Consider the following 22318-nt stretch of genomic DNA (forward strand, 5'->3'; position numbering starts at 1 on the left):
CAGCTTTCAGCGGATTAAAAAGATAAAGACACTTTTCAAACAGGCATTAAAAAGCCGGCTTGTGGCCGGCTTCTCGGGGACGGGTTTGGCTTATTTTTGGTAAGCCTCGCTCGCCTTCAAAATGTACATCCAGAGCAAATCTGGTTGTGGGACACCACGCAGTTGTCTCGCGCCGTGTCGTGGGCAATGTGGCCTGCTGGAAGCAGGACGCTGCCCAAATGTGCCGCGCAGGATACCGGCATTTACGACAGATTCCCAGCGAAAACCACACGCCAGAGCTGTCGTTTTCAGATAAGAGATGTCTTGTCCCCTATTTTGAGGGCACCGGCGGCCGTCGCTTGTTCAATGTCGACCACCAGAACACCCAACCCAGTACCCGGATATTCTGCTCGTCGATCTGTTCCGCCGTGAACACTTCGTCCGGGTACTCGGCGCTGTTATGGCTGCGCAGCCGCAAAGCCCCCGCCGGCAGGCGATAGACATACTTCACCCGCAACATGCCGTCGTGCTCCAGCGCGTAGATTTCGCCGTCCACCACCTGGGTCAGGCTGCGGTCGATGGCAATGGTGGAACCGTCCTGGATCTTTTCCGCCATGCTGTTGCCGGTCATGGGCGCGCAGATGGCCTGGTCCGGCTCGACACCCATGGCCTGCAGGATGCGATAGGGCAGGCGTACCTTGCGCCCAGGGATGATCGCAACCTGGGTCAGGCTTGATCCGGGGGCCGTTGGCGTCTCCTTGTACAACGGCACTTGCACATCGTTGCGCTCGGTTGCTGCCAGCTCGTCACGGGCCGAGTAGGGCTCCTTGCCATGGAGAGGCTGCGCTTCTTCATCCTGAGCTTCGTTGCTCGAGCTGCCGGGGTGCTTGGGTCCGTCGCCGTTGCGCAGCCAGCGGCTATTGACGCACAACAACTCGGCTATCTCGTCCAGTCGCGCCATGGGAATGCCGCGCTTGAACCAGTTATTGACGTGCTGCGGCGTCACTTGCCGGTTGGCAGCGAAGTCCGAAGCAGATAGGTGGCACTCCCGCAGGAGGGCCCTTAAGCGATCGCCTGATGTATTCATGAACACGGAGTTTACTGGCGTGCTACACCTGTTTAAATAAACGAGGTGTTCAAAAATTGTCCCGGCCAGCACACGAACTGATTGGGTTTGTTCAGAATTCCTACACTCAAATAGCTGAATCTGAGTCGTTGTGTTTATTCATTAAAACTCTTGTTTGTTTATTGGTAAACAGGCACAAAAAAACCCCGGCAAGCCGGGGTTTTTCAGTTCGCGCCAGGGCGCGGCGGATCAGCCCTTGTAAGCGGCGACCGACTTCATGATTTCGGCGCGGGCGGCTTCGGCATCGCCCCAGCCTTCGATCTTCACCCACTTGCCTTTTTCGAGATCCTTGTAGTTCTCGAAGAAGTGCTTGATCTGCTCCAGCAGCAGCGGTGGCAGGTCGGTGTATTCCTTCACGTCGACGTACAGCTGGGACAGTTTGTCGTGTGGGACCGCGAGGACCTTGGCGTCGCCGCCGCCGTCGTCGGTCATGTGCAGGATGCCGACCGGACGGGCACGGATGACCGAGCCTGGGGTGACCGGGTACGGGGTCACGACCAGCACGTCGAGGGGGTCGCCGTCGTCAGCCAGGGTATTGGGGATGAAACCGTAGTTGGCCGGGTAGAACATCGGGGTGGCCATGAAACGGTCAACGAACAGGCAATCGCTGTCTTTGTCGATTTCGTATTTGATCGGCGCGTGGTTGGCCGGAATCTCGATCGCGACGTAGATGTCGTTCGGCAGGTCTTTGCCAGCCGGAATCTTGCTGTAGCTCATTGGGCGATGCCCCCGTTGGTTGATCAGAAAACTTGGCCGGTTTGACCAAAAAGTGGCGGGGATTATAGGCATATTCCGGGGCCGATGCCACGGGCGGCGGGACGTGTGGAATACCACCTTGGTCGGGGGCTGCTGGGTAGTGTGAGGTCCTGAAGTCCTGTGGTGTGCTGACGACCGCTATCGCCGGCAAGCCGGCTCCTAGAGGTGGGGAGTGGCGCTCGGGCCTTGTGCTTCGGGCTGGTAGCGTGGGTCGTGGGCTTGCAGATGCTGCAGCCGCGCCAGCGGGTCCTGGCGGTAGAACGCGCGCAATTGCTCGTACACCTGCGGGTAGGCCGTGGCCAGGATATCCGGGGCACTGAAGAAATATTCGCTGGTCACCGCGAAGAATTCCGCCGGGTTTTCCGCGGCATAAGGATCAATCGCGGTATCGGCGTCGGGGTTGCGGTCCAACTGGCGATTGAGGTCGTCGTAGGCGTGTTGCATGACCTTGGCCCATTCGCCTACGCGCATGTCGCCGTGCAACGGTGGCAGGCCGTTGGCGCTGCCGCTGAGCATATCGAGCTTGTGCGCCAGTTCGTGGATCACCAGGTTGTAGCCTTCCCAGCCGCCGCTGGCCTGTACGCCGGGCCACGCCAGGATGATCGGGCCCTGTTGCCAGGCTTCGCCGCTGTGCTCGGCATCCCATTCGTGCTCCACGCCGCTGGCGTCACGATGGCGCTGAGGGCTGAGGAAGTCGTCCGGGTAGAGGACGATTTCATGGAAGCCCTGGTACCAGTTCAAGTCCCCCAAGTGCAACAGGGGCAGTTGTGCCTGGGCCGCCAGCAGCAGGCGGCGTTCCTGGTTCAGCTCGACGCCCGGCAAGGCGCTCAGGTGCTTGTCGTCGAGGAACAGCACGCTGTGTTCCCGCAGCCAGCGATCCTCGGCGTCGCTCAGGCCGTCGAGGAAGCTCAGGTGTTCGCGGACCCGTTGCCAGGTTTCATCGGCAACGGGGTGGCGGGCCAGGGTTCGCCGGCGACGCCAGGCACTCAGCGACCACACGGGATCAGTGGGTGCCGGCTTTGGACGCGGCGTTGCCGAAGCGGCTGCGGACCACGCCGATGATCATCGGCAGCAGCGACAGCAGGATGATGCCAACGACCAGCAGCGACAGGTTTTTCTTGATGAACGGTACGTTGCCGAAGAAATAACCCAGGGTGACCAGGCCGCCGACCCAGAAAATGGTGCCGAGGATGCTGAACATGAAGAAACGCGGGTAAGGCATTTTGCCAACGCCGGCGACGAACGGTGCGAAGGTCCGCAGGATCGGCAGGAAGCGCGCCAGGGTCACGGTCTTGCCGCCATGGCGATCATAGAAGTCGTGGGTCTTCTGCAGATAGTCGCGGCGGAAGATCTTCGAGTTCGGGTTGCTGAAGAGCTTCTCGCCCGCCGTTCGACCGATGATGTAGTTGGTGCTGTCGCCGAGAATCGCCGCCAGCATCAGCAGGCCGGCCAGCAGTACCGGGTCCATGCCACCGCCCGCGGCCACCGCGCCGGCGATGAACAGCAGCGAATCGCCCGGCAGGAACGGCATCACCACCAGGCCGGTTTCGCAGAAGATCACCAGGAACAGGATGGCGTAGATCCAGGGCCCGTAGTTGTTCACCAGCATGTCGAGGTAGACATCGAGATGCAGGACTATGTCGATCGGGTTGAAATCCATGGGTGGCACCTGTGTGGACGGTCCGACTCGGCGGACCCGTGCAAGGAAAATAGATAAGCGTAGTTAACTACAAGGAATGTAGTTTTTTCGTACATTCCGTGAGAAAGCGGGATTATAAGAGTTGGGGAGATTTCTGCCTGCTGAGTTTGTAGCGGGGGATGTCGGGCGAAGGTTATGCACGAGTCAGTGAGAGCGCCGGTCGACGCTCGACTGCCAGTGATGGCGATGTGGTATTCACTACCGCTATCGCTGGCAAGCCAGCTCCTACAGAGCGCGTGCGATGATCACTTTTCGTCGATCGGCAGCACGTAGTTCTTGAATTCGCTGTCTTCGCGAAAACCAATGGATTCGTAGGTTTTCTGCGCCACCAGGTTGTTGCTGCTGGTGGACACGCGCAGACGAACGGCATGGGTGTCACGGGCCATTTTCTTCGCCGTGCGCATCAGGTTGTCGGCCACCAGCTGGCGACGGGCGTCCTCGGCGACGTAGATATCGTTGAGGATCCACACGCGCTTGAGTGAGAGCGAAGAAAAGCTTGGGTACAGCTGGCAGAAACCGAGCAGCTTCTTGTCGTCATCGTCGGCCAACGCCAGGTAAATCACCGACTCTTTGCGGCGCAGGCGTTTTTCCAGGAAACTGCGGGAGGAATCAGGGAAGGGCAGTGCGCCGTAGAATTCACGGTATTTGACGAACAGGGGCGTCAGCAGGTCCAGATGTTCCAGGGTCGCTTGAGTAATCCGCATAGATCAGGCCTCAACTTCGTGGATATGACGGCAAACGGTTCACTCGGGCAGCCGTGGTGTCGATGCTGCCCAAAGCGCGGGAAAAGCGCAATCCGGATGACGGTCAGTCTTGGGGCGGGCCCAGTAGGAAGTTGCCGTTTGAATGGACATCCGAATCACTCTCCAGCGTTTGCACTTGAGCCTCGTCCTTGAGATTGACCCCCGATAATTGTCGGCGGCAGGCTTCTTTCATCAGGTACAGCAGTTTGTGCGCGGCCATGCCGTAACTCATGCCCTCCAGACGCACGTTGGAGATGCAGTTGCGGTAGGCGTCGGTCAGGCCGACTTTTGGATTATAGGTGAAATACAAACCCAGGCTGTCCGGCGAACTCAGACCGGGGCGTTCGCCGATCAGGATCACGGTCATTTTCGCACCGAGCAATTCGCCGATTTCGTCAGCCACCGCGACTCGTCCCTGTTCCACCAGGATCACTGGTGACGTCGACCAGCCTTCGGCCCGGATCTGCTCCTCCAGGCGGTTGAGGAAGGGCAGGGTATGCCGATGCACCGCCAGCGCCGAGAGACCGTCGGCCACGACAATGGCCAGGTCGATACCGCCGGGATGGGCCAGGGCATGCTCGCGTAGCTGTTGGGCTGACGCGCTGTTGAGCTTGCGACCCAGATCCGGGCGTTGCAGGTAGCTGTGGCGGTCGTCGGCAGCACTGTGCAGCAGCAGGGTTTCCCGCCCACGCTCGGCGAGTTGGGCGCTCAAGCCGGCGTGGTCGAACGGCAGGTGCACGGCGTCGCGGGCCTGGGCGTGGGCGAACTGGAAATCCAGTTGTGCGTGGGTGGGCAGGCTGGTGCCGGTACGTCCCAGGGCGATACGCGCCGGGGTCAGGCGACGCAGTTGCAGCCAGGGATTGTCGTTGTCGATCTCGTTGGCCATGTTGTTCATCCGAGCTGCGCCAGTGCCTGGCGAAACGCCGGGGGCAGGCTGTTGCCAAAGTGCACCTTGCCGTCGGCCTGGGTAAAGATGCCCATCTTCGCCAGCCACTGTTCGAACTCCGGCGCGGGCTTGAGGCCCAGGGTCTGGCGGGCATACAAGGCGTCGTGGAACGAGGTGGTCTGGTAGTTGAGCATGATGTCGTCGGAGCCGGGAATACCCATGATGAAGTTGATCCCGGCCACCCCCAGCAGGGTCAGCAGAGTGTCCATGTCGTCCTGGTCGGCTTCGGCGTGGTTGGTATAGCAGATGTCGCAGCCCATGGGCACGCCCAGCAGTTTGCCGCAGAAGTGGTCTTCGAGGCCGGCGCGGATGATCTGCTTGCCGTTATAGAGGTATTCCGGGCCGATAAAGCCGACCACGGTGTTGACCAGGAAGGGTTTGAAATGCCGGGCCACGGCGTAGGCGCGGGTTTCGCAGGTCTGCTGGTCGACGCCGAAGTGGGCGTTGGCCGACAGCGCGCTGCCCTGGCCGGTTTCGAAATACATCAGGTTTTGCCCGAGGGTGCCGCGATTCAGGCTCAGGCCGGCGTCGTAGCCTTCCTGCAGGACGCTCAGGCTGATGCCGAAACTGGCGTTGGCCGCTTCGGTGCCGGCAATCGACTGGAACACCAGGTCCAGGGGCACGCCACGGTTGATCGCCTCGATGGAGGTGGTGACGTGGGTCAGCACGCAGGCCTGGGTGGGGATTTCGTAACGTTTGATGACCGCGTCGAGCATATTCAGCAGGTCGCAGATCGAGCTCAGGCTGTCGGTGGCCGGGTTGATGCCGATCATGGCGTCGCCGTTGCCGTAGAGCAGGCCGTCGAGGACGCTGGCGGCAATGCCGGCCGGATCGTCGGTGGGGTGGTTGGGTTGCAGGCGGGTCGACAGGCGACCGCGCAGGCCCAGGGTGCCGCGGAATTGGGTCACCACGCGGATTTTTTGCGCCACCAGCACCAGGTCCTGGACGCGCATGATCTTCGACACGGCGGCGGCCATTTCCGGGGTCAGGCCCGGGGCCAGGGCGCGCAGGCTCTGTTCGTCGGCGGCGTCGCTGAGTAGCCAGTCGCGCAGTCCGCCGACGGTCAGGTGGCTGACGACGGCGAAGGCCTGTTTGTCGTGGGTGTCGACGATCAGCCGGGTGACTTCATCGGATTCATAGGGGATCAGCATTTCCTCGAGGAAATGCTTGAGGGGAATATTGGCCAGGGCCATCTGGGCCGCGACCCGTTCGCCGTCATTGAGGGCGGCGACCCCGGCCAGGAAATCACCGGAGCGGGCGGGGCTGGCCTTGGCCATGACATCCTTGAGGCTGTCGAAGCGGTAGGTCTGGGCGCCGACGGAATGGGCGAATGTGGCCATGGGGCGGTGTCCTCCTGAACTTTAACGATAACCCTTCCTTGTAGGAGACGGCTTGCTGGCGATGGCAGCCGACCAGGCTATGCATGTCTTACTGGCCTCATCGCCAGCAAGCCGGTTCCTACAGTTCAGCGGTGTTCATATGTACAGCGCCGGGGCGCAGGGCGCCCCGTGCTGGTGCAATCAGTTACCTGTGAGCATAGCGTCCGCCGGTGCGTCCGAGCGCTGGCTGGCGGTCAGCTGGAAGTAGATGAAGCCCACCGCCATGAAACCGAGGAAAATCAGGCCGATCAGGGTGTTGAACCAGGCCATCGCGATCAGGCACACCACCGCCAGGACCAGCGCGATACCCGGGATGATCGGGTAGCCCGGCGCGCGGAAGCTGCGCTCCAGGTTTGGCTCGGTTTTACGCAGCTTGAACAGGCTCAGCATACTGATGATGTACATCACAATGGCACCGAATACCGACATGGTGATCATCGCCGCCGTCAGGCTCATGCCTTGCAGGTTGACCAGCCCGTCGCTGTAGATCGCCGCGATGCCGATCACGCCGCCGGCCAGGATGGCCCGGTGCGGGGTCTGGAAGCGCGACAGCTTGGCCAGCGAGCGTGGCAGGTAACCGGCCCGGGCCAGGGCGAAGAACTGCCGTGAGTAACCGAGGATGATCCCGTGGAAGCTGGCCACCAGGCCGAACAGGCCGATCCACACCAGCATATGCATCCAGCTGGAGTTATTGCCGACCACGGCTTTCATCGCCTGGGGCAACGGGTCGTTGATGTTCGACAGCTGGCGCCAGTCGCCGACGCCGCCGGCCATCACCATCACGCCGAGGGCCAGGAACACCAGGGTCAGAATGCCGCCGACATAGGCCTTGGGAATGGTGCGCTTGGGGTCCTTGGCCTCTTCGGCGGCCATGGCCGCGCCTTCGATGGCGAGGAAGAACCAGATCGCGAAGGGGATCGCGGCGAAGATGCCGGGGATCGAATCGATGCTGAAGTTGGTTGAGCCGGACCAGCCGTTGAGCACGAAATTGCTGAAGCTGAAGCCCGGCGCGACCACGCCCATGAACACCAGCAACTCGGCCACCGCGAGCACCGTCACCACCAGTTCGAAGGTGGCGGCGATGCTGACGCCGAGGATATTCAGGCCCATGAACACCACGTAGGCGCCGACGGCGGCCAGGCGCGGGTCTAGGTCCGGGTACTGGACATTGAGGTAGGCGCCGATGGCCATGGCAATGGCCGGCGGGGCGAAGACAAATTCGATCAGGGTGGCGATCCCTGCGATCAGCCCACCACGTTCACCGAAGGCCCGGCGGCTGTAGGCAAAAGGCCCGCCGGCATGGGGAATCGCGGTGGTCAGTTCGGTGAAGCTGAAGATGAAGCAGGTGTACATGGTCGCCACCAGCAGGGTGGTGACGAGGAAGCCCATGGTGCCGGCGGTCCCCCAGCCATAGCTCCAGCCGAAGTATTCGCCGGAGATCACCAGGCCCACGGCGATGCCCCAGAGGTGCAGGGTGCCGAGGGTGGGTTTGAGTTCGGTTTGGGTTGTCATAAGTCCTCGCTTGTCATTTTTATTGTTTGGGTGTTGGACTTGCGGGTATCGATTTTCGGTACAGTGTGCACGCAAAGCCCGTGCCAGAGCGGCCAGGCGTTATTTTCAGGGTGTCAGTGACGGCCTCTTCGCGGCGGTTCGGCGCCCCGACAAGCCCTGCTCCTACAATGTAGTGTCGTACCCGAGAGGGCGTACAACACGAAACCTGTAGGAGCCTGGCTTGCCCGCGAAGGCGGCCTCAGGGTTTAGAAGAACCCAAGTGGATTGATGTCATAGCTCACCAGCAGGTTCTTGGTCTGCTGGTAATGATCGAGCATCATTTTGTGGGTTTCGCGACCCACGCCGGACTTCTTGTAGCCGCCGAACGCCGCATGCGCCGGGTACAGGTGGTAGCAGTTGGTCCAGACGCGACCGGCCTTGATCGCCCGGCCCACGCGGTAGGCGCGGTTGATATCACGGGTCCACAGGCCCGCACCGAGACCGAACTCGGTGTCGTTGGCAATCGCCAGGGCTTCGGCTTCGTCCTTGAAGGTGGTGATGCTCACCACCGGGCCAAAGATTTCTTCCTGGAACACGCGCATCTTGTTGGTGCCCTTGAGCAGGGTCGGCTGGATGTAATAGCCGGTGGCCAGATCGCCCTCGAGTTTCTGCACCTGGCCGCCGGTCAGCAACTGCGCGCCTTCCTGCTTGGCGATTTCCAGGTAGGAGAGGATCTTGTCGAACTGCTGCTCGGAAGCCTGGGCGCCGACCATGGTGTCGGTGTCCAGCGGGTCGCCCCGTTTGATCTGCTCGACTTTCTTCATCACCACTTGCATGAACTCGTCGTAGATCGACTCTTCAATCAGGGCGCGGGACGGGCAGGTACAGACTTCGCCCTGGTTGAAGAAGGCCAGGACAAGGCCTTCGGCGGCCTTTTCGATAAAGCTCGGCTCGGCTTTCATGATGTCGGCGAAGAAGATGTTCGGCGACTTGCCGCCCAGCTCCACGGTGGACGGGATGATGTTCTCGGCCGCGCATTTCATGATGTGCGAGCCGACCGGAGTCGAGCCGGTAAAGGCGATCTTGGCGATGCGCTTGCTGGTGGCCAGGGCTTCGCCGGCTTCTTTGCCGAACCCTTGCACCACGTTCAGCACGCCAGGTGGCAGCAGGTCGCCGATCAGTTCCATCAGCACGGTGATGCCCAGCGGAGTCTGCTCGGCCGGCTTGAGTACCACGCAGTTGCCGGCGGCCAGGGCCGGAGCGAGTTTCCAGGCGGCCATCAGGATCGGGAAGTTCCACGGGATGATCTGCCCGACCACGCCCAGCGGTTCATGGATGTGATAGGCCACGGTGTTGCCGTCGATTTCCGCGGCGCTGCCTTCCTGGGCCCGCAGGCAACCGGCGAAGTAACGGAAATGGTCAGCGGCCAGAGGGATGTCGGCGTTGAGGGTTTCGCGCACGGCCTTGCCGTTGTCCCAGCTTTCGGTGATGGCCAGCAGTTCGAGGTTCTGTTCGATACGGTCGGCGATTTTCAGCAGGGCCAGCGAGCGCGCCTGGACCGAGGTGGCGCCCCAGGCATCGGCGGCGGCATGGGCGGCGTCAAGGGCCTTGTCGATATCCTTGGCGTTGGAACGGGGGAATTCGGCAATGGCCTTGCCATTGACCGGGGAGGTGTTGGTGAAATACTGGCCGTCGACAGGCGCGACGAATTCGCCATTGATGTAGTTGCCGTACTTGGACTTGAACGTAACGATGGCGCCGGCAGTACCAGGGTGGGCGTAACGCATGGTGTGTGTCTCCTTGGCTATTGTGCTTATAAGGGAGTACGCGCTTGAGCGCTTCATAAGCGTAGAGCAAAGGTCGGGCCAGTGCGTCGAGGTCCGGGTTCCAGAGCGGTTGCCGGGTGTCTCCGGTGGCAGATGGCGGGGGTGTTGCAACAGGGATGACACAGCCAGGGTGACAGTTTGTACCGTGATTGGCACAGCCTGTGACTCGGCGGTCGCGGGGTGATTGCATTGCTCGTGGCGCTGGAGGATGCTGGTCATCCATCCGCACCTACAGGTCGGGAGAATAATAAGAAATGCAGAACAACCATCTGAGTCGCCATGCCCAGCAGGTGCTGACCGTGACCCAGGGCAAGGCCCACCCGGGCGGTCCCGGCAGTGATCCGTCCATTGCCCGCTCCTGGCTGCGTTGCCTGGAGGACTATCACCTCGACCCCTCGCTGAGCATCGCGCCCACCGTGCTTGAACACGGTCGCCTGCTGGAAAGCCGCGAGCACCTGCGTCAGGTCCTGCAGATTGCCGGTAATGAAATGACCAGCCTGCACCAGCAGCTCTCCGGTGCCGGCCACGCGGTGCTGCTCACCGATGCCCGCGGGGTGATCCTCAACTGTGTCACCGCGCCCGCCGAACGCAAGATCTTCGAGCGCGCCGGCCTCTGGCTCGGCGCCGACTGGAGCGAGGCCTGCGAAGGCACCAACGGCATCGGCACCTGCCTGGTGGAGCGCCAGTCCCTGACCATTCATCAGGATGAACATTTTCGTGGTCGCCACACCGGCCTGACCTGCTCCGCCAGCCCGGTCTTCGATCCCCATGGCGAATTGATGGCGGTGCTCGACGTGTCCTCAGCCCGTCCGGACGTGTCGCGCCAGAGCCAGTTCCACACCATGGCGCTGGTCAATCTCTCGGCGAAGATGATCGAGAGCTGCTATTTCCTTCGGCATTACGACAACCATTGGCTGCTGCGTTTTCATTTGCAGGCCGAGTCGGTGGGGCTGTTCAGCGAAGGGTTGTTGGCGTTCGACGGCGAAGGTCGGATCAGTGCCGTCAACCAGAGTGCCCTGAACCTGCTGGGGCAGGGGCGCAGCGGTTTGTTGGGCCAGCCGGTGGAGGCGTTCTTCGATTGCTCGCTGGATGAACTGCTTGGTCGTGCCAGTGCCCAGGCCAGTGCCAGTTGGCCACTGCGTACCCGTGACGGCCGTGCCCTGTTCGCGGTGTTGCGCGGTCAGCCACGCAGCGTGCCCAAGGTGCTGGCGCCGACCCCGGCACCACTGGAGCGGCCGAAGCCGTCCAACATCTGCCTGGGCGATCCGGCCTTGCAGACGGATTTTCGTCGGGCGCTACGGGTCTTCGAGCGCGATGTGCCCTTGCTGATCAATGGCGAAACCGGTTCGGGCAAGGAGGCCTTCGCCAAGGCGGTGCACCAGGCCAGCCAGCGTGCCGAGAAAGCCTTTGTCGCCCTCAACTGCGCGGCGATTCCCGAGAGTCTGATCGAAAGTGAACTGTTCGGTTATCGCGGCGGCAGTTTTACCGGCGCGCGCAAGGAGGGCATGCGCGGCAAGCTGCAGCAGGCCGATGGTGGCACGCTGTTTCTCGATGAGATTGGCGATATGCCGTTGGCCTTGCAGACCCGCTTGCTGCGGGTGCTGGAGGATCGCCAGGTGGTACCCATCGGCGGCGAGCCGGAGGCGGTCAATGTACGGATTATCAGCGCCACGCACCGTAACCTGATGGAGCGGGTCGGCGATGGCAGTTTCCGCGAGGATCTGTACTACCGGCTCAATGGGCTGGAAGTTGCCTTGCCGGCGCTGCGCGAGCGCTGCGATAAATCGCAGTTGCTGGATTTCCTGCTGGCGGAGGAGGCTGGCGATCAACCCGTATTGATTGACGCCGCCGCGCGTCAGGCGTTGCTGGCATTCGAGTGGCCAGGCAATGTGCGGCAGATGCGTACGGTGTTGCGCACGCTGGCGGCGTTGTGCGAGGACGGTCGGATCGGGCTTGAGGACCTGCCGGTGCTGATCCGTCAGGCGCGGCCGAGTCTGGTCGCGGTGGCGGTTGATGAGCCGTGCGGACATCCCCTCGAAGACGCCGAGCGCCTGGCCCTGCTCAATGCCCTGGAACAGCAGCGCTGGCACATGACCCATACAGCCGAGCAACTGGGGGTCAGCCGCAACACCCTGTATCGCAAGCTGCGCAAGCACGGGATCGCTCGCTAGGCCTGCTTTGGTCTCTAGTACAAGTGTGCCTGTACTGACGCCTTCGCGGGCAAGCCCTGCTCCTACAGGATTTGTGTTGTAACGCCATGGTGCGTATGGCGCATAACTGTAGGAGCCTGGCTTGCCAGCGAAGGCGTCCTTGAGCCAGAAACACCAGGTGCGATTTCCTCCGCCCTGGGCTAACCTGCGACCACGTTTTACGAGGTCGACTATGCACATTCATATTCTGGGTATCTGCGGTACGTTCATGGGTTCGATGGCCGTGCTGGCCAAGGAACTGGGCCATCACGTCACCGGTTCCGATGCCAACGTCTATCCGCCCATGAGTACCCAGCTCCAGGCCCAGGGCATCGAGCTGACCCAGGGCTACGATCCGGCACAACTCGATCCGGCCCCGGACCTGGTGGTGATCGGCAATGCCATGTCCCGTGGCAATCCGGCGGTCGAATACGTCTTGAACAAGGGCCTGCCCTATGTGTCCGGCCCGCAGTGGCTGGCGGACCATGTGCTGCAAGGCCGCTGGGTCCTGGCCGTGGCCGGCACCCACGGCAAGACCACCACCAGCAGCATGCTCGCCTGGGTGCTGGAGCACGCCGGCATGAGCCCGGGGTTCCTGATCGGCGGCGTGCCGCAGAACTTTTCGGTATCGGCCCGCCTGGGCAGCACGCCATTCTTCGTGATCGAAGCCGATGAGTACGACAGCGCCTTTTTCGACAAGCGCTCCAAGTTCGTCCACTACCGCCCGCGCACTGCGATCCTGAACAACCTGGAGTTCGATCACGCGGATATTTTTCCGGACCTGGCGGCGATCGAGCGGCAATTCCACCATCTGGTGCGGACCATCCCGAGCGAAGGCCTGGTGATCCATCCGACCACCGAGCCGGCCTTGCAGCGCGTGATCGAAATGGGCTGCTGGACCCCGGTGCAGACCACCGGCGCCGGCGGTCAGTGGCAGGTCAAGCTGCTCAGTGAAGACGGCTCGCGCTTTGAAGTGATGTTCGAAGGCGTGGCCCAAGGCACGGTCGAGTGGGACCTGACCGGCCAGCACAACGTTGCCAATGCCCTGGCCACCCTGGCGGCGGCGCGGCATGTCGGTGTGGTGCCGGCCATGGGTATTGCCGCCCTCAGCGCGTTCAAGAGCGTGAAGCGGCGGATGGAAAAGGTCGCCGAGGTCCACGGCGTGACGATCTACGACGACTTCGCCCACCACCCGACGGCCATCGCCACCACCCTGGATGGCCTGCGCAAGAAAATCGGCGATGCGCCCCTGATCGCGATTATCGAGCCGCGCTCCAACTCGATGAAACTCGGTGCCCACCGCGACGGTTTGCCGGACAGCGTGGTCCAGGCCGATCAGGTGATCTGGTATGCGCCGGCCAATCTCGGTTGGGACCTGGGTGCCACCGCGGCGCTGTGCTCGGTGCCGTCCATCGTCAGCGATTCCCTGGAAGGCATTATCGAACGGGTGAAAAGCCAGGCCAAACCCGGCACCCACGTGGTGATCATGAGCAACGGCGGCTTCGGCGGCCTGCACGGCAAACTGGCCGAGGCGCTGCAATGAACAACGGACCGGAACGCATCACTTTGGCGATGACCGGCGCTTCCGGCGCGCCCTATGGCCTGCGCCTGCTCGACTGCCTGGTGCGCGAGGACCGCGAGGTGCATTTTCTGATCTCCAAGGCCGCGCAGTTGGTCATGGCCACGGAGACCGATGTGGCGCTGCCGGCCAAGCCGCAGATGATGCAGGCTTTCCTCACGGAATATACCGGCGCGGCGGCCGGACAGATCCGGGTGTATGGCAAGGAAGACTGGATGTCGCCGGTGGCCTCGGGCTCCGGCGCGCCGGCGGCGATGGTGGTGGTGCCCTGTTCCACCGGGACTTTGTCGGCGATTGCCACGGGGGCCTGCAACAACCTGATCGAACGGGCGGCGGATGTCACTCTCAAGGAGCGCCGTCAGTTGATCCTGGTGCCGCGCGAGGCGCCGTATTCGAGCATTCATCTGGAGCATATGCTCAAGCTGTCGAATATGGGCGTGACCATCCTGCCGGCGTCGCCGGGCTTTTATCATCAGCCGCAGACCATCGATGACCTGGTGGATTTTGTCGTGGCGCGGATTCTCAACCTGTTGAATATCCCCCAGGACATGCTGCCGCGTTGGGGCGAACACCATTTGAGCAGTGATGAGTAGGCCGCTGCTGTACCTGCTGCTGGCGCTGCAACTGGCCGGCTGTGCGACCGCGCGGACCCTGGACGCCGGCAAGGCAGGAGCACCCATAGTGTATTCGGGGATGCGCCTGGATCTGTATGCGTTGCAGGGTGGTTGTTGCGCTTATGACCGCTTTGGGGCAGAGGCGCCGAGTTATCCCGGGGTGGATCTGCCTGCCAGTGCGTTGCTGGATACGCTGTTGTTGCCGCTGTCGGTGTTGACGGTATTGGGCGTGGGGTATCAGGCGACGGGCGGGTTGTAGCTCCGAGTGACAACCTAACCTGTGGGAGCGGTGCTTGCCCGCGAAGCTTTTAGTGGCCTCACCGCCGTCTTCGCGGGCAAGCACCGCTCCCACAGGGTATGCATTCCATTGCTCTTCACGCAGGGTGGTGCTATTTGCCCAGCCGACGCAATTCGTCCGACTCGACAATCCGCACCCCATCCTGCTCTTCCAGCGCCAGGCGCCACAGCGCTCGCGCCAACTGGCAGGCCTCGATACCGCGATATTTCCCCGGAATCAGTTTCGACAGCGGCGCCGCCAACTGTTCCGCCAGGCGCGGCTCGACCCGCTCTCCCAGCAGCAACGAAGGACGGGCGATGGTCAGCTGCGGCCAGTTCTGCGCCCGCAGTGACTGTTCCATCTCGCCCTTGACCCGGCTGTAGAACACCTTGGATTTTGGATCGGCATCGATGGCACTGACCACGATCAGGTGCCGCGCGCCCATTTCCCGTGCGCGCTTGCCAAAGGCCACGACCATGTCATGGTCCACGGCGCGAAACGCTTCCTCGGAACCCGCCAGCTTGATGGTGGTGCCCAGGCAGCAGATGGCCAGGTCCACACGGCCACTCAACTGCGGCAGGAAAATCGCTGGATCGCCCACCGGATTTTCCAGGTGCGGATGTTCGGCCAACGGTCGGCGCGAGGGTGCCAGTACACGGGTAACCGTCGGCTCGTTGAGCAGGCGGTCAAGTAGATGTTCACCGGTCAGGCCGGTGGCTCCAGCGAGCAGGATATGCTGAGGCGTCAAGTACATAAAAGACCTCCCTTGATACAGTTCAGCTTAGTTGCTCTTGGCAGTCTTGCTGTCTAGCGAAGCGCTTTGCAACGCTTTTCGTGCCTGTTGTTTACGCAACGCTTGCCAATGTGCCAGCACGCCCTTGGGGGCCCAGATCTGCGGTTCCGACGCCTCGAAATTATCCGCCTGCTCGCGCTCGGCGACATGGGCCTTGGCCAGGGCGAAGGCTTGCTGCAGGTCGTCGGTCTGGTTCAGCGCCTGGGCGAACAGGGCGTCACCGAAATAGGTGAAATCCGCTTCCTCGGAACAGCCGAAGGAAACCCGGTCCTCGCGGGACGCGGTCATGATCAGGGTTCTTTCATCCTTGAGCGCCGGGATGAAGCCGCCGGAGTAACAAGCGGAAATCACGATGACCTTGTCGCGGTTTTTCAGCGGTGCCAGCGCCGAGGCCAGTTCATCGGCCGGCAGGTCGGCCAGTTCCAGGCGTGGCTGATCCAGCACGAACTCGTGTTCATGGGTGCCATGACTGGTCAGGTAGATGAAGATCAGGTCTTCCGGCCCGCTGCGCTCGGCCAGGGTCTGGGCGGCGCGGCGCAGGTTCTCGCGGGTGGCCATCGGCCGATCGCCCAGGTGGTCGCGATGGTTCACCAGGCTGATCTGGCCATAGGCGCCGAAGCGGGTGGCGAGCATCTGGTTGACGTAATCGGCCTCGCGCATGAATACGCTTTGCTTGCCGTCGCCGGCCAGTACCAGGCTGTAGAGTTCGATCGCCGGGGTAGAGGCCGGCACGGCGGCCAGGGCTTTGTCCAGCAGCGGGCCCTGGGCCAGCAGGCCAAGCTCCAGCAGGTCGGGCAGCAGCTTGCCGTCGGCATCGCGGACCCGCTGGCCGTTGGTCCAGGTGCCGCTTTGCACACTGCCGTCGGCCAGGGTCAGGCTGCCACGACCGTTATAGGTGTCGCTGGCGAACTCGCCGATATAGACGCTGCCGTCGCCCAGGGTCAAATGCCCCTGGCCGTTGAAGCGCCACTCGCTGAATTCGCCGCGATAGTGGCTGCCGTCGACGCCGATCAGTTGGCCCTTGCCGCTGAGTACGCCGTCCTTGAATTCACCGATCCAGACATCGCCATCGGCATTTTCGTAGCGGCCCTTGCCATTGAGCTGGTTGCGCTTGAAACCGCCGGCATACTGGTCGCCGTCGGCGCTGTTGAAGGTGCCAACCCCTTCCAGTTGACCGTTGACGAAGTGGCCGGTGAACAGGTTGCCGTTGGCATCGCTGCGCTGCCCCTCGCCGTTGGGCTTGCCGTGGGCGAACTCGCCCTGGTATTGGCTGCCGTCTTCCAGTTCCAGATGGCCGAGGCCCGAGTACTGGTCGTCCTTGAATTCGCCGCGGTAGGTCATGCCGGCTTCTTTGAGCGTGCCTTCGCCATCGCGCCGGCCCTGCTTGAAGCCACCGGTGTAGACGCTGTCGTGCACGGTCAAGGTGCCCTGGCCGTGGAACAGGCCCTGCTGGAACTGACCCTTGTAGACCTCGCCATTGCTGCCGTGCCACTCGCCGTCGCCTTGCCACTGGCCATGGTCGAACTGGCCGGCGTACCAGCTGCCGCTGGGGTAGTCGATGCGACCCTGGCCTTGCAGCAGCCCATTGATCACTTCGCCGCGATAGCGACCGCCGTCCGGCAGACGAGCGTCCGGCGGCAGTAGCGATTCGCCATCACCGCAGGCGGTGAGCAGCAGGGTCAAAGCAAGGGGTACGAGTGGGCGCATAACGGGATCCGGATAATTAGGGGACCGAGTATGCCGTAGCAATATGGCGTGTCCAGTGTCCTGCACGAAACAGAGTGCACTCTGTTTCGTGAGTACGACGGATCAGACGAAGCAGAGTGACAGCGGTTCAGCGATATAGGCGGGTTTTTCCTGGCCTTCGATTTCCAGCGTGGCAGTGGCCTTGAGCAGCCATTGGCCGGGTTTTTTCTCGGTGACCTCGGTCAGTTCGACCTTGAGGCGCACCCGCGAGTCGACCTTCACCGGCTGGATGAAGCGCACGCTGTCCAGGCCGTAGTTGACCGCCATCTTCAGGCCTTCGGGCATGATGAAGATGTCTTCCATCAGTTTTGGAATCAGCGACAGCGACAGGAAACCGTGGGCGATGGTGCTGCCGAACGGGGTTTGCGCGGCCTTGACCGGGTCGACATGGATGAACTGATAGTCGCCGGTAGCTTCGGCGAACAGGTTGATCCGCGCCTGGTCGATGGTGAGCCATTCGGAATGTCCGAGTTCCTTGCCGACATAATCGTTGAGCTGCGCTACAGGTACATAGGGCATTGACACACTCCTTGGTCTATCGAGTTATCGGGCCTCGGGTTGCAGCCCTTGGCATCCACTGTAGATCATCATGGGACATGTGCCCGGTCAAGGCACCCTACCTTTGGTGAATGGCGCTATATGGGCGTGCTTATAATGCTGGCATCTTCAGGGGAGAGTTCGGATGTTGTTACGCGGCCTGACCTGGCTGGTGCTGTTTCAGTTGCTCGGCACCGCCCTCAATCATTTGTGTGTGCCGGTGTTGCCGGGGCCGATTATCGGCCTGTTGTTCCTGCTGGGGTTTCTGATGGTGCGTGGCGAAGTCAGTGCGCCGTTGAGTGAGGCGGCCTCCAGTTTGTTGCGTTATCTGCCGCTGTTGCTGGTGCCGCCGGCGGTGGGCGTGATGGTCTATGCCAGGCAGATCGCCGCGGACTTCTGGGCGATTGCTGGGGCACTGGTGTTGTCGGTGTTGATCTCCATGGCATTTGTCGGGGTATTGATGAACGCCCTGATCAAGCGCCACGCCCGGCGCGGAGAGTAACCATGAACTTCGACTGGCAGGGGGCCTGGGCGTCGGTGATCCATCATCCGCTGTTCGGCATCGGTATTACCCTTGGCGCCTATCAACTGGTGCTGGCGGGTTTCGAGAAGACCCGCTGGGTGTTCCTGCAACCGGTCCTGGCCTCGATGGTGCTGGTGGTCGCCATCCTGTTGCTCTGTGGCCTGGAGTATGCCGAGTACCGCAAGAGCACCGAGATTCTCGGTATTCTGCTGGGGCCGGCCACGGTGGCGCTGGCCGTGCCGCTGTACCTGAATCTGCGGAGGATCCGGCAGTTGTTCTGGCCGATTTTTACTACGCTGGTGATTGGCGGGATACTGGCGACAGGCCTGGGGGTGTTGCTGGGCTGGCTGTTCGGGGCCGATCACATGATCCTGATGACCCTGTTGCCCAAGTCGGTGACTTCACCCATCGCCATGCTGGTGGCCGAGCAGATCGGTGGCGTCGCGGCGCTGGCGGCGGTGTTCGTGTTGATCACCGGGGTCATCGGCGCCATTGCCGGGCCCTGGTTGCTGACGCGGTTGGGTGTGCATGCAGCGGAAGCCCGGGGCATGGCCCTGGGCATGACCGCCCATGCGGTGGGGACCTCGGTCGCCTTGCAGGAAAGTGAAGAATGCGGCGCCTTCGCGGCGCTGGCGATGAGCCTGATGGGCGTGGCCACGGCAGTCTTGCTGCCGTTGGCGGTAACTTTGGTGGTTTAAGGAAATCGTTATGAGCCTGGCGTTGTTTCCCCTGAACACCGTGCTGTTTCCCGGTTGTATCCTCGATTTGCAGATTTTCGAGGCGCGGTACCTGGACATGATCAGTCGCTGCATGAAACAGGGCAGCGGTTTTGGCGTGGTCTGCATTCTCGAGGGGCAGGAGGTCGGCGATGCGCCGGAGGGCTTTGCCCTGGTCGGTTGTGAAGCGTTGATCCGCGATTTCCAGCAGCAGGACAACGGCTTGCTGGGCATTCGGGTCGAAGGCGGCCGGCGTTTCCGCGTGCTGAGCAGTGAGCTGCAACGCGATCAGCTGACGGTCGCCGAGGTCGAGTGGCTGGATGAGGTTCCCGAGCAGCCGTTGCAGGACGAGGACGAAGACCTGGTGGCCCTGCTCAAGGCGCTGGCCGAACACCCGATGGTCGCGGCCCTGAACATGGGGGCCGAAGCGACCGGGCAGCAATCGTTGGCCAATCAGTTGGCCTATCTGCTGCCGTTTTCCGAGTTGGACAAGATCGACCTGTTGGAACTGGATGATCCTCAACAGCGCCTGGATGCGATTCAGGTGTTATTGGACGAATTGCAAGGCGAGTTGTTTGCTTGAGTGGGCCCATGTAATGACATGGAATAACCGTTATATAAAAATAATCTGAAAACCTGTCAGAAATGACAGTAGCGCCGACAGGCGCAATGGATCCAGGATTGAACGGCAGAAATATGGAAAGCTCGCAGGACGAATGTTGTCCACGGACGAGCTTTGCGTCATTCAGTGACTGGGAATATTGGAAATGTCAGAGCATACGGAACACAAGGAACACACGCCGCACTCCGGACACAAAGAAGGTACGGTCAAGTGGTTCAATGATGCGAAAGGGTTCGGGTTTATCTCGCCGGATGATAAAACCGCGGATCTTTTCGTGCATTTCAAGTCCATCACGGGAAGCGGTTTTAAAAGTCTCGCCGAAGGGCAGAAAGTCAGGTTCAGAGTTGTTCAAGGGCAGAAGGGTCTGCAGGCGGACGACGTTCAAGTGATTTGAGCTTCTGCGACGAAGAGACAGCTGTCCAAACATCCTCTGGACGACCGGACTTTATCCGTTCGGCGTTCAGGCGCGCGTCTTCCTTTTTGGGAGAAACAGTCATGGATAAGCACGGCGAAGAACGTTATGACGCCGCCCGGGGCGGGATCGGCGTGATCACCGCACATGTGGACGGGCGCGAGCTTTTCTTTCATGTGAAATCCGTTGCCGACGGCGGGCCGAAGTTGCGCGCCGGCGACACGGTGGTCTATGACGTCGTCCAGGGTGCGGATGGCCAGTTCTATGCCATCAATCTTGAGGTCGTGGAAAGCGATTGGTCCGGAACGTTTCAATAGGCGTATCGGCCGATCTCATGCTGCAGATGCCACAGCGCGTGAAACCCATAGATCGCCACGGCCGCCGGCAGGATCAGCCACCAGGCCCGGGGTGGCATGGCCGGTAGTGGCATGAAACGCTGGCTGAGGCTCAGGCTGGCGGCGAGCACCGCGATGGCGAGCAGGGCGCCGGCCAGGACGTCGGTGGGCCAGTGTGCGCCCAGATACACCCGTGATGACGCCACCACCAGCGCTGGCAGGCAGCCGAGCAATAGCCAGGTCATGCGCATCCGTGGCGGTTGTTCGCGCCCGGCCAATACTGCGAGCATCAGGAAGAACGCGAACGAACCGGAGCTATGGCCGCTGGGCATGCTGAAACTGGTGATCGGCTCGGCCAGCACTTCCGGGCGGATCCGCGCGAAGAAGTATTTGGCGGCGGTATTGCCCAGTGCCGTCACCGCCAGGGTGGCGCCGAAAAACAGCCCCTGGCGCCATTGGCGGGCGAGAAACAGCAGCGCGGTGAGTACACCGGCCACGATGAACTGGATGCGGAAGTCACCGAGACGGGTGGCGATCACCGCCGCCACGTCCAGTGCCTGGTCGCGATGTTCCTGGACCAGCGCCATCAGGCCCTGGTCGAAGGCCTTGAGGTGCGGGTAGCCGATAAACAGGCCAATCAGCAACGCCAGGCTCAAGCCTGAAATCAGCAGGGTGGTACGGGGATGACGCTTCACGCTGCAATGGATGCACAGCCCGATCAGGGCGACGAGCCCGAGGGCGACCACGCTGGCCTGTGACCAGAACCCTTCGGGCAGGGGCAGACGGATGGCCGCGCCGGTGGCCCAGCCCGGCAGCAGGTAGACCACCGACCAACCGGCACCGGCGATCAGGCTGACGCCGATAAAACGCGGCAACGGCATATCGCACATGCCAGCGATCATCGGCAGCATCGGGCGCAATGGACCGATAAAGCGTCCCACCAGCAGGCTGGCGATACCGTAGCGTTGGAAATAGCCTTCGGCGCCGCTTATCCACTGCGGGTGACTGCGCAGTCCCGGCAGGCGCCGGATGTTCTGGTGGAAGCGGCGGCCCAGGGTGTAGGAGATCACATCACCGAGGAAACCGCCGATAAACCCCAGCAGCAGGGTTTCACCCAGGGGCAGGGCGCCGCTGCCGGCCAGTACGGCGATGGCGAACAGCGTGACCGTGCCCGGCACAATGCTGCCGACGATGGCCAGGCATTCGAGGCAGGCGACGATGACAATCGCCAGGCCCAGCCATTGTGGGTTGGCGGTCAGCCAGCCAGTGATGCTATCGAGCCAAGGGCCCATGAGTGACTTCCTTTTTCAGGCCAGATAAAAGCATTCAGCCGAGCAGTAAATAATCGCGACCTTCGACCTGCCCACGCCGCAGCGGGTTCCGTGTGCAATACGCTGCATGGCTGGCGTCGACGAAGCGGTACATCAGGTGTTCGTCACGCCCGCCGGGAATGCCCAGGCGGGTGGTCTGGATGATCTGCGCCACCTGGGTGCCGACATCTTCGACCACCAGCCCTTGCGGGTCGAAGCGCTTGGCGTCCCACATCGGCACCTTGAGTCCGAGGGCCTTGCACAGCAGGGTCTGCCCCGCGCACAGCTTCTGTGTCGGGCGCGCGGAGCCATTGGTCGCCGGATTGTTCAGCAGCATCTGCGCCAGGCTGGCTGGCCCGGAGAGCTCGTCGACCCACGGATAAGCGGATTTGATCAGCACCGCGTTGCCAGGCCCGTGGGCGCTGAAGTTCAGTGAATCGCCGCCACGGGAGTAATACATATAGATATGTCCGCCATCCAGAAACAAAGCCTTACGCTTTTCTGTATAGCCGAGGGAGGCATGGCTGCCTTTTTCCTCGAGGTAATAGGCTTCGGTCTCGATAATCCGCGCTGCCAGCCAGAGATCGCCGACCTTGTGGCGGACGACTTTGCCCAGCAATTCACGGGCGAGCAGCTGCGCATCACGGTCGAAAAAGGCGTCGGGCAGGGCGTTCGGCAAGGGCGCAGGGGTAGGGCTGGACATCGTGGGCGCGAGACTGT

Annotated in this window: 23 protein-coding genes; 9 read left to right on the forward strand and 14 right to left on the reverse strand. The window is 62.0% G+C overall.

The annotated features are described in order from the left end of the window. Positions 1 to 310 precede the first annotated feature (310 nt). The 9 genes from M5C56_RS12450 to M5C56_RS12490 form a co-directional block, all read right to left on the reverse strand. A complete protein-coding gene (locus M5C56_RS12450; RefSeq protein ID WP_177099259.1) occupies positions 311 to 1066 on the reverse strand; it encodes an XRE family transcriptional regulator in 756 nt (251 codons plus the stop codon). A gap of 228 nt (positions 1067 to 1294) precedes the next feature. Beyond that, positions 1295 to 1822, reverse strand: coding sequence for an inorganic diphosphatase (gene ppa / locus M5C56_RS12455; protein WP_100941554.1), 528 nt, complete (start codon positions 1820 to 1822; stop codon positions 1295 to 1297). 198 nt (positions 1823 to 2020) lie between these two features. Continuing rightward, positions 2021 to 2860 carry a zinc-dependent peptidase gene (locus M5C56_RS12460; protein WP_103498202.1) on the reverse strand — a complete coding sequence of 280 codons (840 nt, stop codon included), beginning with the start codon at positions 2858 to 2860 and terminating at the stop codon, positions 2021 to 2023. Between the two features lie 4 nt (positions 2861 to 2864). Continuing rightward, entirely contained in the window at positions 2865 to 3521 is a 657-nt protein-coding gene (locus tag M5C56_RS12465) for a DedA family protein (RefSeq protein WP_103498203.1), read from the reverse strand. A gap of 284 nt (positions 3522 to 3805) precedes the next feature. Then, positions 3806 to 4264 carry a GNAT family N-acetyltransferase gene (locus tag M5C56_RS12470; protein WP_103498204.1) on the reverse strand — a complete coding sequence of 153 codons (459 nt, stop codon included), beginning with the start codon at positions 4262 to 4264 and terminating at the stop codon, positions 3806 to 3808. A gap of 103 nt (positions 4265 to 4367) precedes the next feature. Then, entirely contained in the window at positions 4368 to 5198 is an 831-nt protein-coding gene (eutC, locus tag M5C56_RS12475) for an ethanolamine ammonia-lyase subunit EutC (protein WP_103498205.1), read from the reverse strand. Further along, complete coding sequence (locus M5C56_RS12480) at positions 5195 to 6589, reverse strand: ethanolamine ammonia-lyase subunit EutB (protein WP_103498206.1); 1395 nt, start codon at positions 6587 to 6589, stop codon at positions 5195 to 5197. The genes eutC and M5C56_RS12480 overlap by 4 nt, the downstream gene beginning before the upstream one ends. 180 nt (positions 6590 to 6769) lie before the next feature. After that, a complete protein-coding gene (gene eat, locus M5C56_RS12485) occupies positions 6770 to 8140 on the reverse strand; it encodes an ethanolamine permease (RefSeq protein ID WP_152741724.1) in 1371 nt (456 codons plus the stop codon). A gap of 245 nt (positions 8141 to 8385) precedes the next feature. After that, positions 8386 to 9906, reverse strand: a complete 1521-nt coding sequence (locus tag M5C56_RS12490; RefSeq protein ID WP_103497281.1) for an aldehyde dehydrogenase family protein — start codon at positions 9904 to 9906, stop codon at positions 8386 to 8388. A 293-nt stretch (positions 9907 to 10199) separates the two neighbouring features. Between M5C56_RS12490 and M5C56_RS12495 the strand changes: the two genes are divergently transcribed. The 4 genes from M5C56_RS12495 to M5C56_RS12510 all read left to right on the forward strand — a co-directional run bounded on the left by M5C56_RS12495 (position 10200) and on the right by M5C56_RS12510 (position 14586). Next, positions 10200 to 12116 carry a sigma-54-dependent Fis family transcriptional regulator gene (locus M5C56_RS12495; protein ID WP_103497280.1) on the forward strand — a complete coding sequence of 639 codons (1917 nt, stop codon included), beginning with the start codon at positions 10200 to 10202 and terminating at the stop codon, positions 12114 to 12116. Between the two features lie 211 nt (positions 12117 to 12327). Beyond that, positions 12328 to 13677 carry a UDP-N-acetylmuramate:L-alanyl-gamma-D-glutamyl-meso-diaminopimelate ligase gene (gene mpl / locus M5C56_RS12500; RefSeq protein WP_247263173.1) on the forward strand — a complete coding sequence of 450 codons (1350 nt, stop codon included), beginning with the start codon at positions 12328 to 12330 and terminating at the stop codon, positions 13675 to 13677. Continuing rightward, positions 13674 to 14306: a flavin prenyltransferase UbiX gene (gene ubiX / locus M5C56_RS12505; RefSeq protein ID WP_103495795.1), complete on the forward strand. Its 633-nt coding sequence runs from the start codon at positions 13674 to 13676 to the stop codon at positions 14304 to 14306. The genes mpl and ubiX overlap by 4 nt, the downstream gene beginning before the upstream one ends. Next, complete coding sequence (locus M5C56_RS12510; RefSeq protein ID WP_103495796.1) at positions 14299 to 14586, forward strand: YceK/YidQ family lipoprotein; 288 nt, start codon at positions 14299 to 14301, stop codon at positions 14584 to 14586. The genes ubiX and M5C56_RS12510 overlap by 8 nt, the downstream gene beginning before the upstream one ends. Before the next feature lie 130 nt (positions 14587 to 14716). Here the strand turns inward: M5C56_RS12510 and M5C56_RS12515 are convergent, their stop codons facing one another. From M5C56_RS12515 to M5C56_RS12525, 3 genes are all read right to left on the reverse strand, one after another. Beyond that, positions 14717 to 15358 (reverse strand): NAD(P)H-binding protein, encoded by a 642-nt coding sequence (locus M5C56_RS12515; RefSeq protein ID WP_103495797.1) that lies wholly within the window; start codon positions 15356 to 15358, stop codon positions 14717 to 14719. A gap of 27 nt (positions 15359 to 15385) precedes the next feature. Beyond that, the gene (locus M5C56_RS12520) at positions 15386 to 17104 is read right to left on the reverse strand and encodes a C13 family peptidase (RefSeq protein WP_103495798.1); all 1719 of its coding nucleotides are present in this window, start codon (positions 17102 to 17104) and stop codon (positions 15386 to 15388) included. A gap of 102 nt (positions 17105 to 17206) precedes the next feature. Beyond that, a complete protein-coding gene (locus M5C56_RS12525) occupies positions 17207 to 17662 on the reverse strand; it encodes a MaoC family dehydratase (RefSeq protein WP_103495799.1) in 456 nt (151 codons plus the stop codon). A gap of 163 nt (positions 17663 to 17825) precedes the next feature. Between M5C56_RS12525 and M5C56_RS12530 the strand changes: the two genes are divergently transcribed. The 5 genes from M5C56_RS12530 to M5C56_RS12550 all read left to right on the forward strand — a co-directional run bounded on the left by M5C56_RS12530 (position 17826) and on the right by M5C56_RS12550 (position 20270). Continuing rightward, positions 17826 to 18182, forward strand: coding sequence for a CidA/LrgA family protein (locus M5C56_RS12530; RefSeq protein ID WP_103495800.1), 357 nt, complete (start codon positions 17826 to 17828; stop codon positions 18180 to 18182). Between the two features lie 2 nt (positions 18183 to 18184). After that, positions 18185 to 18901: an LrgB family protein gene (locus tag M5C56_RS12535; RefSeq protein ID WP_103495801.1), complete on the forward strand. Its 717-nt coding sequence runs from the start codon at positions 18185 to 18187 to the stop codon at positions 18899 to 18901. Between the two features lie 10 nt (positions 18902 to 18911). Continuing rightward, positions 18912 to 19502 (forward strand): LON peptidase substrate-binding domain-containing protein, encoded by a 591-nt coding sequence (locus tag M5C56_RS12540; protein ID WP_103495802.1) that lies wholly within the window; start codon positions 18912 to 18914, stop codon positions 19500 to 19502. A gap of 184 nt (positions 19503 to 19686) precedes the next feature. Beyond that, the gene (locus M5C56_RS12545; RefSeq protein WP_103495803.1) at positions 19687 to 19935 is read left to right on the forward strand and encodes a cold-shock protein; all 249 of its coding nucleotides are present in this window, start codon (positions 19687 to 19689) and stop codon (positions 19933 to 19935) included. Between the two features lie 101 nt (positions 19936 to 20036). After that, entirely contained in the window at positions 20037 to 20270 is a 234-nt protein-coding gene (locus M5C56_RS12550; RefSeq protein WP_103495804.1) for a cold shock domain-containing protein, read from the forward strand. Here the strand turns inward: M5C56_RS12550 and M5C56_RS12555 are convergent. Next, positions 20264 to 21580, reverse strand: coding sequence for a bifunctional DedA family/phosphatase PAP2 family protein (locus M5C56_RS12555; protein WP_103495805.1), 1317 nt, complete (start codon positions 21578 to 21580; stop codon positions 20264 to 20266). The two genes, M5C56_RS12550 and M5C56_RS12555, sit on opposite strands and share 7 nt — an antisense overlap. Before the next feature lie 34 nt (positions 21581 to 21614). Then, positions 21615 to 22301, reverse strand: coding sequence for a DNA-3-methyladenine glycosylase (locus M5C56_RS12560; protein WP_103495806.1), 687 nt, complete (start codon positions 22299 to 22301; stop codon positions 21615 to 21617). Positions 22302 to 22318: the final 17 nt, after the last annotated feature.

This window comes from Pseudomonas sp. MWU13-2862, from assembly GCF_023242495.1.
In the GTDB taxonomy this organism is placed as follows: domain Bacteria; phylum Pseudomonadota; class Gammaproteobacteria; order Pseudomonadales; family Pseudomonadaceae; genus Aquipseudomonas; species Aquipseudomonas gingeri_D.

Bases quoted from the DNA above. Each gene is read 5' to 3' on its own strand.
- M5C56_RS12450 (WP_177099259.1), bottom strand. From the start codon at position 1,066: ATGAATACATCAGGCGATCGCTTAAGGGCCCTCCTGCGGGAGTGCCAC.
- ppa (WP_100941554.1), bottom strand. From the start codon at position 1,822: ATGAGCTACAGCAAGATTCCGGCTGGCAAAGACCTGCCGAACGACATC.
- M5C56_RS12465 (WP_103498203.1), bottom strand. From the start codon at position 3,521: ATGGATTTCAACCCGATCGACATAGTCCTGCATCTCGATGTCTACCTC.
- M5C56_RS12470 (WP_103498204.1), bottom strand. From the start codon at position 4,264: ATGCGGATTACTCAAGCGACCCTGGAACATCTGGACCTGCTGACGCCC.
- eutC (WP_103498205.1), bottom strand. From the start codon at position 5,198: ATGAACAACATGGCCAACGAGATCGACAACGACAATCCCTGGCTGCAA.
- M5C56_RS12480 (WP_103498206.1), bottom strand. From the start codon at position 6,589: ATGGCCACATTCGCCCATTCCGTCGGCGCCCAGACCTACCGCTTCGAC.
- eat (WP_152741724.1), bottom strand. From the start codon at position 8,140: ATGACAACCCAAACCGAACTCAAACCCACCCTCGGCACCCTGCACCTC.
- M5C56_RS12490 (WP_103497281.1), bottom strand. From the start codon at position 9,906: ATGCGTTACGCCCACCCTGGTACTGCCGGCGCCATCGTTACGTTCAAG.
- M5C56_RS12495 (WP_103497280.1), top strand. From the start codon at position 10,200: ATGCAGAACAACCATCTGAGTCGCCATGCCCAGCAGGTGCTGACCGTG.
- mpl (WP_247263173.1), top strand. From the start codon at position 12,328: ATGCACATTCATATTCTGGGTATCTGCGGTACGTTCATGGGTTCGATG.
- ubiX (WP_103495795.1), top strand. From the start codon at position 13,674: ATGAACAACGGACCGGAACGCATCACTTTGGCGATGACCGGCGCTTCC.
- M5C56_RS12510 (WP_103495796.1), top strand. From the start codon at position 14,299: ATGAGTAGGCCGCTGCTGTACCTGCTGCTGGCGCTGCAACTGGCCGGC.
- M5C56_RS12515 (WP_103495797.1), bottom strand. From the start codon at position 15,358: ATGTACTTGACGCCTCAGCATATCCTGCTCGCTGGAGCCACCGGCCTG.
- M5C56_RS12520 (WP_103495798.1), bottom strand. From the start codon at position 17,104: ATGCGCCCACTCGTACCCCTTGCTTTGACCCTGCTGCTCACCGCCTGC.
- M5C56_RS12525 (WP_103495799.1), bottom strand. From the start codon at position 17,662: ATGCCCTATGTACCTGTAGCGCAGCTCAACGATTATGTCGGCAAGGAA.
- M5C56_RS12530 (WP_103495800.1), top strand. From the start codon at position 17,826: ATGTTGTTACGCGGCCTGACCTGGCTGGTGCTGTTTCAGTTGCTCGGC.
- M5C56_RS12535 (WP_103495801.1), top strand. From the start codon at position 18,185: ATGAACTTCGACTGGCAGGGGGCCTGGGCGTCGGTGATCCATCATCCG.
- M5C56_RS12540 (WP_103495802.1), top strand. From the start codon at position 18,912: ATGAGCCTGGCGTTGTTTCCCCTGAACACCGTGCTGTTTCCCGGTTGT.
- M5C56_RS12545 (WP_103495803.1), top strand. From the start codon at position 19,687: ATGTCAGAGCATACGGAACACAAGGAACACACGCCGCACTCCGGACAC.
- M5C56_RS12550 (WP_103495804.1), top strand. From the start codon at position 20,037: ATGGATAAGCACGGCGAAGAACGTTATGACGCCGCCCGGGGCGGGATC.
- M5C56_RS12555 (WP_103495805.1), bottom strand. From the start codon at position 21,580: ATGGGCCCTTGGCTCGATAGCATCACTGGCTGGCTGACCGCCAACCCA.
- M5C56_RS12560 (WP_103495806.1), bottom strand. From the start codon at position 22,301: ATGTCCAGCCCTACCCCTGCGCCCTTGCCGAACGCCCTGCCCGACGCC.